This is a genomic window from Acinetobacter minutum (assembly GCF_035916735.1).
GTDB lineage: Bacteria > Pseudomonadota > Gammaproteobacteria > Pseudomonadales > Moraxellaceae > Acinetobacter.
The window spans coordinates 91951-104677 of record NZ_JAQIHG010000004.1; the positions used below are offsets into that span (position 1 = coordinate 91951).

The following is a 12727-nucleotide window of genomic DNA, read 5'->3' on the forward strand; positions in this document are numbered from 1 at the left end:
CGCGTATTAACCGAGTGCTTTTTCCGCTGCTTCTACCGTTTGACGGATCAATGTAGTAATGGTCATTGGACCTACACCACCTGGAACTGGGGTATAAGCAGAGGCAATTTCTTCAATACCTTGTAGCTGAATATCGCCTACACCACCACCTTCACGCGGGTGGAAACCAGCATCAACAACTACTGCACCTGGCTTGATCCAGTCCTTCTGAATCAATTCCGCTTTACCCACAGCGCCGACGATGATATCCGCCTGTTTCACCAATTCAGGTAAGTTTTGCGTGCGCGAGTGGCAGATAGTTACCGTTGCATTTGCTTGCAATAGCATCATTGCCATTGGTTTACCTAAAATCGCAGAACGGCCTACCACAACCGCATGTTTACCCGCGATTTCGATATTATTTTCTTGCAGAATCGTCATGATGCCAGCTGGGGTTGCAGAACCATACGCTGCTTCGCCCATCGCCATGCGGCCGAAACCTAGACAGGTCACGCCATCCACATCTTTCGCCAATGAAATGGCATCAAAACAAGCACGCTCATCAATTTGTGCAGGCACTGGGTGTTGTAGCAGGATTCCATGAACATCTGGGTTGGCATTCAATTTCTCGATTTCTGCCAACAACTGTTCAGTCGTGGTTTCCTGAGGTAATTCAATTTTCAATGAATCCATCCCCACACGACGGCAGGCATTGCCTTTCATACGGACGTAAGTCGCAGATGCACCATCGTCACCGACCAGAATCGTTGCCAAAATTGGGGTACGACCTGTTTTTGCTTTCAGCGCTTCAACGCGTTGCAACAAGTCAGCTTCAATTGTTTTCGCTAATGCGCGACCATCTAAAACCAATGCCACGGCACATCTCCAAAGTAGATATGAATCAATTCCGCAAATAATACATGATTCTGCAGGCAATTTTCTTCTATATGCTGATTTTATGTGCACCCACACCATTTATAGTATTGTTTTTTTTACAAAGCTTGCTAATATGTGCATCACCAAGACATGGCGGGGTGGCAGAGTGGTCATGCAGCGGACTGCAACTCCGTGTACGCCGGTTCGATTCCGACCTCCGCCTCCAATCTTGTAAAGCCCGAGTGGTGAAATCGGTAGACACAGGGGATTTAAAATCCCCCGCCCTCAAAGGCGTGCCAGTTCGAGTCTGGCCTCGGGCACCATTTTAAATCAAATTAAAATGGTGTAATAAAAATCCCAGCGTAAGCTGGTTTTTTTATGCCTAAAATATTACAACTCACATAAATCCTTTTCTGCTTTATGTTCAAATTTTAAAAGCCTCCTTCCAATTATCTTCAACTGATCGTTATATTCTGCATGCCACTGATAGATCCACCGATCCCTCATGCACGATTTAATTTTTATGACCGATATTAGCGATTGAGCATGAATACGTAATTTTTAAACATTTAAGCGTTAAGATTTCTGATTTTACTGAAAATCTATTGCCAAGCTCCGTAGGCTTCTTTATGATTGCCGCTATGCCCGAGTGGTGAAATCGGTAGACACAGGGGATTTAAAATCCCCCGCCCTCAAAGGCGTGCCAGTTCGAGTCTGGCCTCGGGCACCATTTTAAACCAAGTTAAAATGGTGATATATAAATCCAGCATCAGCTGGTTTTTTTATGCCTACTCCCAAATAAACCGATTGAACCAAGCAAACATTGATCGCAGCGATAAAAGTCAGCTCAAACCCATCAATCTAACATCTAAAAACCTTTACCATTCCCGGTTGGCAATCAACTCTTCCATTTCAATATCAAAATAACCTGCTTCCTGCAGCACCATCATCATGGCTTCAGCAATATAATCCGCTGCCGTATCATCAAGTGATGAATCGCAATCTTCGAATTTAGGCTTCATTTTGTTGATCTTACCGATGGTTTCATGTGCCGCATGATAAATTGCTTGATTCGACAATCCACCCTTTGCGACCTGCTTGGCAAATGGTCGCAGTAACTGTTTTAGCTCATCGACCAAAACATCCGGATAGTAATCATCGTCATACATCGGGATCAGTAAGTCATCCAGCATATTTTTACTCACAATAAAAATCCGAGTGCAAAACACTCGGATAAAATTTGATAATCATGTTTGATTAGGCATGCATTGTAGCATGCCAGACTTTGATCGCATCACTCATGGCTTTAACGTCATGCGCACGTACCATACACGCGCCCTGTTGGATACTCATCAAATGCGCTGCGACCGAACCCACAGCGCGATGATGGGCATCTGCGCCGCCAAGCGCCTCACCAATAAATCGCTTGCGTGACAGCGCCGAAAGAATAGGATAACCCATTTGATTAAGCTGCCAGAATTCCTGCAACAATTTCAAATTTTGCTGGGCATTTTTGGCAAAACCAAAACCCGGATCAATCATGATATTTTCGCGGCGAATACCAGCTTGCAAGGCATCATCCACACGTTGTTGCAGTTCTTGCATGACATCAGTCACTACATCATTGTATTGATCCAGATTGTTCATGGTCGTGGGTTCGCCACGCATATGCATAATCATCACCGGAATATCAAGTTCAGCAGCGGTTTGCAAGGCGTTAGGACGCGTCAATGCGCGTACATCATTCCAGATATGTGCACCAGCCTCCACAGCAGCCCGCATCACCTCAGGTTGTGAAGTATCGATCGATAACACGATATCATAGGCTGACAATGCTTCAACAACAGGAATTACTCGGCGGATTTCTTCTTCTACAGTCACAGGTGAAGCGCCAGGCCGGGTCGACTCCCCACCAATATCAATGACAGTCGCACCATCTGCCATCATTTGCAAGGCATGAGCAACCGCCTGCTCTTTTTCATTATGCCGTCCACCATCACTGAAGGAATCCGGTGTCACATTTAAAATCCCCATCACGTGCGGCTTGGACAAATCTAGGCTTAAACGTCCACATTGCAAGATTTGCTGGGGTAAAGGCATCAGCCGCATGAAACATCTCCTGTTCGAAATTCAAGGTATTGTAACAAGCTCTCCGATGCAACAGGCTGAAATCTTTTCAAAGGATAAAATGAACACAATAAAAAAGAGCCTCTGACGAGACTCTTTTGATCTATGCATAAGAATTAATTTGCTGGTAAAGGCGGTGGTGTCGATGGACCATTGCTCGGTGTTACATCTAACACTGGATTTTCAGCCACATACACTTTTGGTGGCTGTGGTTCACGACCTTCCATGATGTCACGGATCTGGTCACGATCAATGGTTTCCCACTCCATCAAGGCTTTTACCATTGCATGTGCAATATCTTTATGGTTTTCCAGAATCCCCCAAGCCACTTTGTACTGCTCATCTAAAATACGGCGTACTTCTGCGTCCACTTGTTGTTGGGTCGCTTCAGAAATCGTACGGCTACCAATACTACCCAAGAAAGATTGCTGTGAGTCATCTTCATAGACCATTACACCCATCTTGTCTGACATACCGTATTTGGTCACCATTGCACGCGCTAATTTGGTTGCACGCTCAAAGTCATTGGATGCACCTGTCGATTGCTGATTTAAGAAAATCTCTTCAGCGATACGACCACCAAACAGGATCGACAATTCATTCAGCATCTTGTCTTTGTAATGGCTAATCTGGTCTTGCTCTGGCAACTGCCAAGTGACACCCAATGCCCAACCACGTGGCATAATTGTTACTTTATGCACAGGATCGGTACCTGGCAAGATTTCAGCCACAATCGCATGACCCGCTTCATGGTAAGCAGTTGCACGACGCTCTTCTTCGCGCAGTACCATTGACTTACGTTCAGGACCCATGAAGATTTTGTCTTTAGCATCCTCAAAGTCATGCATATCGACGGTGTTTTTATTGCGACGTGCTGCAAATAAGGCGGCTTCATTGACCAAGTTGGCTAACTGTGCACCCGAAAAGCCAGGTGTACCACGTGCCAGAACTTTGACATCAACACCAGTGACTGATGGCAATTTTTTCAAGTGCACATTCAGAATCTGTTCACGGCCTTTAATGTCTGGCAAACCCACCATCACTTGACGGTCAAAACGACCCGGACGCAATAAAGCTTTATCGAGTACATCCGCACGGTTGGTCGCAGCAATCACGATAATCCCTTCATTGCCTTCAAAACCATCCATTTCAACCAGCATCTGGTTCAAGGTCTGTTCACGCTCATCGTGACCACCCCCAGTACCTGAACCACGATGACGACCCACTGCATCAATCTCGTCAATAAAGATGATGCATGGCGCATGACGTTTTGCCTGCTCGAACATGTCACGTACACGTGATGCACCCACACCCACGAACATTTCAACAAAGTCAGAACCTGAAATGCTAAAGAAAGGCACTTTGGCTTCACCCGCAATGGCTTTCGCCAAAAGCGTTTTACCGGTACCCGGTGGACCCACCATAAGTACGCCTTTTGGAATGGTTGCACCAAGGCGCTTGAATTTTGCAGGGTCTTTCAGGAAGTCAACGATTTCAACGACTTCTTGTTTTGCTTCATCACAACCCGCGACATCAGCAAAAGTGACTTTGATCTGGTCCTCAGAAAGCATCTTTGCTTTTGACTTACCGAAACTCATTGGGCCGTTTTTACCACCTGCACCGCCACCCATGTTGCGCATAAAGAACATGAATAACAAAATGATTAAAAGTACAGGGAAGCTCGCGATGAGAAGTTGCATCAACAGACCTTGACGCTGTGGTGCAGTACCCACAACTTCAACGTTGTTTTTAATCAGATTTGGCATCAATTCAGGGTCTTGAACCGCAGGACGAATGCTTTCAAACTCTGAACCGTTGGTTTTTTGGCCACTAATTCTTTCACCATCAATAGTGACTTGCTTAATCTGACCTGCATTCACCGCAGCGACAAACTGTGAATAGTTCATCGCAGCAGGCTTATTGCGGTCACTGATGTTGCTGAAAATCAAAATCAGCACACCCAGTATAATCAGCCACAATACGGCATTCTTAAAGAGATCGCTCAAAGCTTTATTCCCATATCATTTCAATTTGATCATGCCCAGATTTGGCTGACCCTCACAAACAGCTGGTAAAACAGCTTGCAACAATTTAAAAAAGTACAAAATGCACAATTTTTAATTACTTGGCAAGTAAAGATTATCGCAACGCTTTTTTACGGCCTTGTCCAATCAAAAAAACTTCTTTCGAACGTGCCCGTGATGCAGCCGGCTTTGCCGTCTTAATCACATCAAAAGTATCAACAACTTGCTTACGGAACTCATCAAAACCCGTACCCTGGAAAACTTTCACTACAAATTGCCCATTTGGTCCAAGTACCTTTTGTGCAAAATCCAATGCCAACTCACAAAGGTAAATCTGGCGGGGCTGATCAACCGCTCTATTACCTGATGTATTGGGGGCCATATCAGAAATTACAACGTCTACCTGACGACCATTTAAAATATTTAACAATTTGTCGAAAACTTCTTGTTCACGGAAATCACCCTGCAAGAAGGTGACATCAGGCAAGGCATCCATTGGTAAAATGTCTGATGCGATCACTAAGCCGTTGGCACCTACTAGCTTTCCCGCAATTTGTGACCAACTGCCTGGTGCAGCACCCAAGTCGACCACCGTCATGCCCGGTTTGATCAGTTTGTATTTTTCTTGAATTTCAAGCAGCTTGTATGCTGCTCGTGCACGATAACCCTCTTTTTGTGCTTTTTTCACAAAAGGGTCATCTAGATGTTCTCTCATCCACGCACGACTACTTTTAGACAACTTTTGGTTGGTAATGCGTGTAGCCATAACTCTCTAAGTATTAAAATCTGCTGACTTTGCATTGTACGTGAAAATAGTACATCTTGCAGTAGGCATGAATAGCTAAATCAGGGTGAATCCCTAGGAATTTTCTACGATGTCCATCGATTATTTCTACAGTTTTTACAGCGTTTAAAATTCGCATTTGCTATACTAAGCCGTTTTTAAAATTAGGTTATGGGTATGGCGGCTTTATCAATTCAAGAACGCAAGCGTTTACGTCAAATTGGACATGTATTAAACCCTGTGGTCATGATTGGCGGTCAAGGTCTTACGGATGGCGTGATCGAAGAAACCAACCGTGCATTAAATGATCACGAACTCATCAAAGTAAAGATTGCAGGTGAAGACCGCGAAGCACGTGCTGCAGTGATTGAAGCGATCCTAGAAGCAACAGGCGCTGAAGCCGTACAAAAAATTGGTAAAATTGTACTGCTTTACAAAAAGGCGCAAAAACAGAATCCACATTTATCCAATCTTGTCCGTCACGCGCACTTAGGGAATTAATTCCACATCATATGGCCAGTTACGAACTCAGTGCTTTTGATCGGATTCCGTCGATTTCTTTGGTCGGTGCGATTGAACAGCAAACGCCTTACAGTTTGAATCTCGGTTTCTGGTTACGCGACCCGAATCAGCTGGTTCAGTGGCCGAACTTGCTTGCCTCGAATCCTCGTCAGGATTTCTTATGGGAAGATACCTGCTTTGAAGTGTTCGTTGGCGTGAAAGACGAAGATTTTTATCGTGAAATCAATCTTTCCCCTTCGCAAGCCTGGCAAGCTTATCAATTCGAGGAATACCGCTATCCAGAAGACATGCCGCCGCGTCCAGCATTTGATATTGAGCTTAATCAATTAAAACGCACGCATTATGGTTTAAATGTCAGCCTGGATCTGACCGAATTTATGCTGCAACATAAATTAAAGTGGCAAGATGTATACTTGGGATTATCCGCTGTACTCAACACCACTGAAGGCCTGCATTATTTTGCGATGCAGCATAGTAGTCCACAGGCGGATTTTCACAACAAGCGGGATTGGCTGCACCAGTTTTAAATTGTGAATGACATAAAAAAAGTGAGGCCCTTGACCTCACTTTTTTAATCACTCTTTTTCAGCTTTTTTCACTTTACTCAGTACTTCCATCGTATGGTCTTTTGAGCGTTTTAAAGAAGCTGTCAAATTTTCTTTGTGCTTGCTAGAAATCTGTGAAACATCTTCTTTAATTTCTTTACCCAACTGGCTTAACTCATCCACAATCAGGCTAAACTCTTTTTTAAGCAATTCTTTTAACTCACCCAAATCCTGTGGAGAAAGTGACAACTGCCCTTTTAAAGCATCAATGCGTTGCAAAAGATCATTCTTGAACTGGCCAATTTGCTCCTGAACGGAGGAATTAATTTCACGCACCTCTTCAGCAATCTTTTCTTTACCATCCGCGACCGTTTCTTCAAGCTGCTGTTTGGCATGCTGCGCTGTCTGACCAAGTTTCTCGGTCTGCTCCACCACTGCTTCTTTTAAACTTGTGCTTTTATCAGCCTTGTTCTGTTCATTTTCTTGTAACGTCATTGGATCTTCCTCTTATTGTAGGTGATGTGCTGATCATAAAGACTGATCTTAGCGCCTTTCGCGAAAGTTGTCAGACAATACGAATCTGCTTACATTTTATTGTTCTCTCTAAAAAACAGAAAAGCGGGAAAATTGCAAGGTGATTATCTGGCTTATTCACTATAAATAGCATGGACTTTTTAGGCTGACATGCGTACAATACGCTGTTAGGTTACAAGCGAGCAGACCAGGAAGGAGGGCGTGTTTTTTAAGACAGCCACCCTTTTTTTATGTCTACTCGCTTTTTTACAGCTAAAAATTCAGGAGCTTTGGTTTGAGCATCCCCGCCATTTTAGCCCTCGCAGATGGAACGATCTTTAAAGGTACGTCTATCGGCGCAACGGGTTGTACGACTGGTGAAGTCGTTTTTAATACTGCCATGACTGGCTACCAAGAAATCTTGACTGATCCAAGTTATGCACAACAACTTGTGACTCTAACCTATCCTCATATCGGTAACACCGGTTGCAATGCTGAAGACGTAGAGTCTGGACGTATTCATAAAGTATGGGCCAACGGCTTGATTATCCGTGACCTTCCTTTATTGCATAGCAACTTCCGTGCAGAACAATCTTTGGGCGAATACTTGCAACAGCACAATGTTGTGGCGATTGCAGACATCGATACGCGTAAATTGACACGTATCTTGCGTGCCAAAGGTGCCCAAAATGGTTGCATCCTTGCGGGTGAAAACATTACAGAAGAAGAAGCTTTAGCAAAAGCTCGTAGTTTTGGTGGCCTGAATGGGCTCGACCTGGCAAAAGTTTGCTGTGACCCTGAAGGTTTTGAATGGACTGAAGGTTCTTGGCAGCTGGGCAAAGGCTTCACTCAACCTAAATTAAAATTCCATGTTGTTGCATACGATTACGGTGTCAAAACCAACATCTTACGTATGCTTGCGGATCGCGGTTGCAAACTGACCGTTGTTCCGGCAGAAACTCCTGCAGACAAAGTCCTCGCAATGAACCCAGATGGCGTGTTCTTGTCAAATGGCCCTGGCGATCCAGCGGCTTGTGACTATGCAATTGAAGCTGTAAAAACCATCGTTGAAACAACTCATATTCCAGTGTTTGGGATCTGCTTAGGTCACCAAATTCTTGCACTCGCGTCTGGTGCAAAAACAGTGAAAATGCCACATGGTCACCATGGTGCCAACCATCCGGTGCAAAACATGCAAGATGGTACTGTGATGATTACTTCACAAAACCACGGTTTCGCTGTTGATTTTGACTCTCTTCCGGCCAACTTGAAAGCGACCCACAAATCATTATTCGACGGTACGCTGCAAGGTATGCATCGCACTGACAAACCTGCATTCAGCTTCCAGGGTCACCCTGAAGCATCACCAGGTCCACATGATTGTGCTCCATTGTTCGATCACTTTATCGAACTGATTGAAGCCGCTAAACAGTAATTAAGGAGCAAATAATGCCTAAACGTACGGATATTAAAAGCATCTTAATTATTGGTGCTGGTCCAATTGTGATTGGTCAGGCCTGTGAGTTTGACTACTCGGGTGCTCAAGCCTGTAAAGCTCTTCGTGAAGAAGGCTACCGTGTTATTTTGGTGAACTCTAACCCAGCGACCATTATGACAGACCCTGCAATGGCGGATGCAACGTATATCGAACCGATTACTTGGCAGACTGTTGCAGCGATCATTGAAAAAGAGCGTCCAGATGCAGTTCTGCCAACCATGGGTGGCCAAACAGCATTGAACTGTGCACTTGCACTGGATGCTAACGGTATTTTAGAAAAATACAATGTGGAATTGATTGGCGCGACCAAAGAAGCGATCGAAAAAGCCGAAGACCGTAAACTGTTCGACCAAGCGATGCGTAAAATTGGTCTGGAATGTCCAAAAGCGGCGATTGCTGAATCGATGGAAGAAGCGCTTGAGATTCAAGCACGCTTCGGCTTCCCAGTCATTATCCGTCCATCTTTCACCATGGGTGGTTCAGGTGGCGGTATCGCGTACAACCGTGAAGAATTCATGGAAATCTGTGAACGTGGTTTCGACCTTTCGCCAACCAAACAATTATTGATTGATGAATCTTTGATTGGTTGGAAAGAGTATGAAATGGAAGTTGTTCGTGACAAAAACGACAACTGTATCATTGTCTGCTCGATCGAAAACTTCGACCCAATGGGCGTACACACCGGTGACTCCATCACGGTTGCCCCTGCGCAAACATTGACTGACAAAGAATACCAATTGATGCGTAACGCATCTTTAGCGGTTCTGCGTGAAATCGGTGTTGAAACCGGTGGTTCTAACGTTCAGTTCGGTATCAACCCGAAAGATGGCCGTATGGTGATCATCGAGATGAACCCACGTGTATCTCGTTCATCTGCACTAGCATCGAAAGCAACTGGTTTCCCGATTGCAAAAATCGCGGCGAAACTGGCAGTGGGTTACACCCTTGATGAGTTGAAAAATGACATCACCGGCGGTACCACCCCTGCATCATTTGAACCAGCCATTGACTATGTGGTTACCAAGGTTCCACGTTTTAACTTTGAAAAATTCCCGCAAGCGGACGCAACATTAACCACTCAGATGAAATCTGTGGGTGAAGTGATGGCGATTGGCCGTAATTTCCAGGAATCTGTGAACAAAGCGCTTCGTGGTCTGGAAGTGGGTGCAACTGGTTTTGATGAAAAAATCGAAGTGGGTACTGAAGGTGCGCGCGAGAAGATTCTTCAAGAACTTAAAGTGCCAGGCCCTGAGCGTATCTGGTATGTGGCTGATGCGTTCCGTCACGGCTTTAGCCTCGATGAAGTTTTTGAAGCAACCAAAATTGACCGTTGGTTCCTGATTCAAATCGAAGACATCATCAAAACTGAAAATGAAATCAAAACTTTAGGTTTTGGTGATTTGAATGCCGATAACATCCGTTCGTTCAAACGCAAAGGTTTATCTGACCTTCGCATCGCGAACCTGATGGGCATTTCACAAAAACAATTCCGTAAGCATCGTTGGAACTTGGGTGTAACCCCTGTTTACAAACGTGTAGATACCTGTGCGGCAGAGTTCGAATCTGACACAGCCTACATGTACTCTACTTATGATGAAGAGTGTGAATCAAACCCTTCTGATAAAGAAAAGATCATGGTGATCGGTGGTGGTCCTAACCGTATTGGTCAAGGGATCGAGTTCGATTACTGCTGTGTACACGCTGCCCTTGCCATGCGTGAAGACGGTTACGAAACCATCATGGTGAACTGTAACCCTGAAACCGTTTCGACCGACTATGACACGTCAGATCGTTTGTACTTCGAACCGATTACGCTTGAAGACGTGTTAGAAATCGTACGTACTGAAAAGCCAAAAGGCATTATCGTGCAGTACGGTGGTCAAACACCACTGAAATTGGCTCGTGCTTTAGAAGAAGCCGGTGCACCAATCATTGGTACATCACCTGATGCGATTGACCGTGCAGAAGACCGTGAACGTTTCCAGCAAATGATTCAACGTCTGCAACTTCGTCAACCTAACAACAGCATTGTCAAATCTGCTGAAGAAGGTCTGGCTGAAGCATCTAAAGTAGGCTATCCACTGGTGGTACGTCCATCATATGTATTGGGTGGTCGTGCGATGGAAATCGTCTACAACGACGAAGAACTGAAACGCTACTTACGTGATGCGGTTCAAGCCTCTAACGAAGCGCCTGTTCTTCTAGATCACTTCCTGGATGATGCCATCGAAGTTGATGTGGACTGCGTATCGGACGGTAAAGACGTGGTGATCGGCGGGATCATGCAGCATATTGAACAAGCCGGTATTCACTCAGGTGACTCCGCATGTTCGATTCCTCCATATTCATTGTCTGAAGACGTACAAAATGAAATGCGTCGTCAAACAGTTGCGATGGCAAAAGAACTTGGCGTTGTCGGCTTGATGAACGTTCAGTTTGCCGTGAAAGGTGAAGACGTTTACATCTTGGAAGTGAACCCACGTGCATCCCGTACGGTTCCATTCGTTTCTAAGTGTATCGGTGAATCTTTGGCGAAAGTGGCGGCGCGTTGTATGGCGGGTCAATCTCTTGAGTCGCAAGGCTTTACCAAAGAGATTATCCCGGCTCACTTCTCTGTAAAAGAAGCGGTGTTCCCATTCAACAAATTCCCTGGTGTTGACCCAATCCTTGGCCCTGAGATGAAATCGACAGGTGAAGTGATGGGTGTAGGTAAAACATTTGGTGAAGCATTCTACAAAGCTGTCCTTGGCTCAAATGAACGCTTACCTGGTTTGCCAACTGAAGGTGAAGTGAAACATGCGTTTATCTCTGTACGTGATTCTGATAAACCACGTGCAGTTGGTATTGCGAAACAACTGGTCGACTTTGGCTTTAAAGTCATCGCCACTGGCGGTACTTATGACGTGATCAAAGCGGCAGGTATCGAATGTGAACGTGTGAACAAAGTCACTGAAGGCCGTCCAAATATTGTGGACCGCTTGAAAAATGGCGAGATTCACCTCATCATCAATACCACTGAAGGCAAAAAAGCGCAGCAGGATTCATTCTCAATCCGTCGTTCTGCACTGCAAGGTAAGGTGTACCACACTACGACCCTGAACGGTGCCGATGCTGTATGCCAAGCCTTGGCGATTAAATTGCCAATGGATGTTTACCGCTTGCAAGATTTACAAACTGTAGGTTAATCCATTACCGATAAGTCCCGTCACCTTATCGGTGGCGGGATTTTTTCATTTTTTTAGACTGTATTTTCCCAACCATTTCGAGGGACCAAAATGCAACGTTATCCAATGACTCCAGAAGGCAAAGAAGCCCTAGAGAAAGAATTACATCAGCTAAAAACAGTTGAGCGTCCACGTATTACCCAGGCGATTGCTGAGGCACGTGAACACGGCGACCTGAAAGAAAATGCGGAATACCATGCCGCACGTGAACAGCAGGGTTTCTGTGAAGGTCGTATCCAGGACATCGAGGGCAAATTAGGTGCTGCTCAAGTGATTGATGTACAGGATCTCGAACAGAATGGTCGCGTGGTGTTTGGGGTGACTGTGACCATTGAGAATCTCGACACTGAAGAACAGAAAACCTACAAGATTGTAGGTGATGACGAAGCCGATTTTAAAATCAATAAAATTTCAGTGAACTCGCCGATCGCTCGTGGCCTTTTAGGTAAAAATGAAGGTGACGAAGCCAAAATCGTAACACCACAAGGCGAAGTCGAATACGAAATTGTAAAAGTTGAATATCTTTAATTTTTAGAGATTGTTCACTTTAAGCCCCTCGATTGAGGGGTTTTTTATGTCTTACGTGAACCTCATCCAGACTTTTCAGCATCAAAGCATGCGTATTTCCCGACTAG

At 44.9% G+C, this 12727-nt stretch carries 11 protein-coding genes and 3 tRNA genes; 8 read left to right on the plus strand and 6 right to left on the minus strand.

Going from position 1 to position 12727, the window contains the following annotated elements; translation table 11 throughout:
* Nucleotides 1–6 precede the first annotated feature (6 nt).
* Nucleotides 7–855 carry a bifunctional methylenetetrahydrofolate dehydrogenase/methenyltetrahydrofolate cyclohydrolase FolD gene (gene folD, locus PAE54_RS03205; protein WP_326518408.1) on the minus strand — a complete coding sequence of 283 codons (849 nt, stop codon included), beginning with the start codon at nucleotides 853–855 and terminating at the stop codon, nucleotides 7–9.
* A 152-nt stretch (nucleotides 856–1007) separates the two neighbouring features.
* Between folD and PAE54_RS03210 the strand changes: the two genes are divergently transcribed.
* The 3 genes from PAE54_RS03210 (at nucleotide 1008) to PAE54_RS03220 (ending at nucleotide 1585) form a co-directional block, all read left to right on the plus strand.
* A tRNA-Cys gene (locus PAE54_RS03210) sits at nucleotides 1008–1081 on the plus strand.
* A gap of 10 nt (nucleotides 1082–1091) precedes the next feature.
* A tRNA-Leu gene (locus PAE54_RS03215) sits at nucleotides 1092–1178 on the plus strand.
* Between the two features lie 320 nt (nucleotides 1179–1498).
* Nucleotides 1499–1585 (plus strand) — tRNA-Leu (locus PAE54_RS03220).
* Between the two features lie 148 nt (nucleotides 1586–1733).
* On the opposite strand, the gene PAE54_RS03225 is transcribed toward PAE54_RS03220, so the two are convergent.
* The 4 genes from PAE54_RS03225 to rlmE form a co-directional block, all read right to left on the minus strand.
* On the minus strand, nucleotides 1734–2048 hold the full coding sequence (locus PAE54_RS03225) for a DUF5713 family protein (protein WP_326518448.1): 315 nt from the start codon (nucleotides 2046–2048) through the stop codon (nucleotides 1734–1736).
* Between the two features lie 64 nt (nucleotides 2049–2112).
* Nucleotides 2113–2964, minus strand: a complete 852-nt coding sequence (gene folP, locus PAE54_RS03230; RefSeq protein WP_326518409.1) for a dihydropteroate synthase — start codon at nucleotides 2962–2964, stop codon at nucleotides 2113–2115.
* Nucleotides 2965–3098: 134 nt separating this feature from the next.
* Complete coding sequence (gene ftsH, locus PAE54_RS03235; protein ID WP_273777208.1) at nucleotides 3099–4988, minus strand: ATP-dependent zinc metalloprotease FtsH; 1890 nt, start codon at nucleotides 4986–4988, stop codon at nucleotides 3099–3101.
* Nucleotides 4989–5121: 133 nt separating this feature from the next.
* Nucleotides 5122–5772: a 23S rRNA (uridine(2552)-2'-O)-methyltransferase RlmE gene (rlmE, locus tag PAE54_RS03240; protein ID WP_273777209.1), complete on the minus strand. Its 651-nt coding sequence runs from the start codon at nucleotides 5770–5772 to the stop codon at nucleotides 5122–5124.
* A gap of 195 nt (nucleotides 5773–5967) precedes the next feature.
* Between rlmE and yhbY the strand changes: the two genes are divergently transcribed.
* A complete protein-coding gene (yhbY, locus tag PAE54_RS03245; protein ID WP_273777210.1) occupies nucleotides 5968–6291 on the plus strand; it encodes a ribosome assembly RNA-binding protein YhbY in 324 nt (107 codons plus the stop codon).
* Nucleotides 6292–6302: 11 nt separating this feature from the next.
* Nucleotides 6303–6839, plus strand: coding sequence for a DOMON-like domain-containing protein (locus tag PAE54_RS03250; protein ID WP_326518410.1), 537 nt, complete (start codon nucleotides 6303–6305; stop codon nucleotides 6837–6839).
* A 48-nt stretch (nucleotides 6840–6887) separates the two neighbouring features.
* On the opposite strand, the gene PAE54_RS03255 is transcribed toward PAE54_RS03250, so the two are convergent.
* Nucleotides 6888–7352 (minus strand): hypothetical protein, encoded by a 465-nt coding sequence (locus tag PAE54_RS03255; protein WP_273777212.1) that lies wholly within the window; start codon nucleotides 7350–7352, stop codon nucleotides 6888–6890.
* Between the two features lie 313 nt (nucleotides 7353–7665).
* Between PAE54_RS03255 and carA the strand changes: the two genes are divergently transcribed.
* From carA to greA, 3 genes are all read left to right on the plus strand, one after another.
* Entirely contained in the window at nucleotides 7666–8805 is a 1140-nt protein-coding gene (gene carA, locus PAE54_RS03260) for a glutamine-hydrolyzing carbamoyl-phosphate synthase small subunit (protein ID WP_326518411.1), read from the plus strand.
* A 14-nt stretch (nucleotides 8806–8819) separates the two neighbouring features.
* The gene (gene carB / locus PAE54_RS03265) at nucleotides 8820–12053 is read left to right on the plus strand and encodes a carbamoyl-phosphate synthase large subunit (protein ID WP_326518412.1); all 3234 of its coding nucleotides are present in this window, start codon (nucleotides 8820–8822) and stop codon (nucleotides 12051–12053) included.
* A 90-nt stretch (nucleotides 12054–12143) separates the two neighbouring features.
* Entirely contained in the window at nucleotides 12144–12620 is a 477-nt protein-coding gene (gene greA / locus PAE54_RS03270) for a transcription elongation factor GreA (RefSeq protein ID WP_273777215.1), read from the plus strand.
* Nucleotides 12621–12727: the final 107 nt, after the last annotated feature.

Excerpts from the sequence above, each read along its gene's own strand:
- PAE54_RS03225 (WP_326518448.1), bottom strand. The coding sequence starts at position 2,048 with ATGCTGGATGACTTACTGATCCCGATGTATGACGATGATTACTATCCG.
- rlmE (WP_273777209.1), bottom strand. The coding sequence starts at position 5,772 with ATGGCTACACGCATTACCAACCAAAAGTTGTCTAAAAGTAGTCGTGCG.
- greA (WP_273777215.1), top strand. The coding sequence starts at position 12,144 with ATGCAACGTTATCCAATGACTCCAGAAGGCAAAGAAGCCCTAGAGAAA.
- yhbY (WP_273777210.1), top strand. The coding sequence starts at position 5,968 with ATGGCGGCTTTATCAATTCAAGAACGCAAGCGTTTACGTCAAATTGGA.
- folP (WP_326518409.1), bottom strand. The coding sequence starts at position 2,964 with ATGCGGCTGATGCCTTTACCCCAGCAAATCTTGCAATGTGGACGTTTA.
- PAE54_RS03250 (WP_326518410.1), top strand. The coding sequence starts at position 6,303 with ATGGCCAGTTACGAACTCAGTGCTTTTGATCGGATTCCGTCGATTTCT.
- PAE54_RS03255 (WP_273777212.1), bottom strand. The coding sequence starts at position 7,352 with ATGACGTTACAAGAAAATGAACAGAACAAGGCTGATAAAAGCACAAGT.
- carB (WP_326518412.1), top strand. The coding sequence starts at position 8,820 with ATGCCTAAACGTACGGATATTAAAAGCATCTTAATTATTGGTGCTGGT.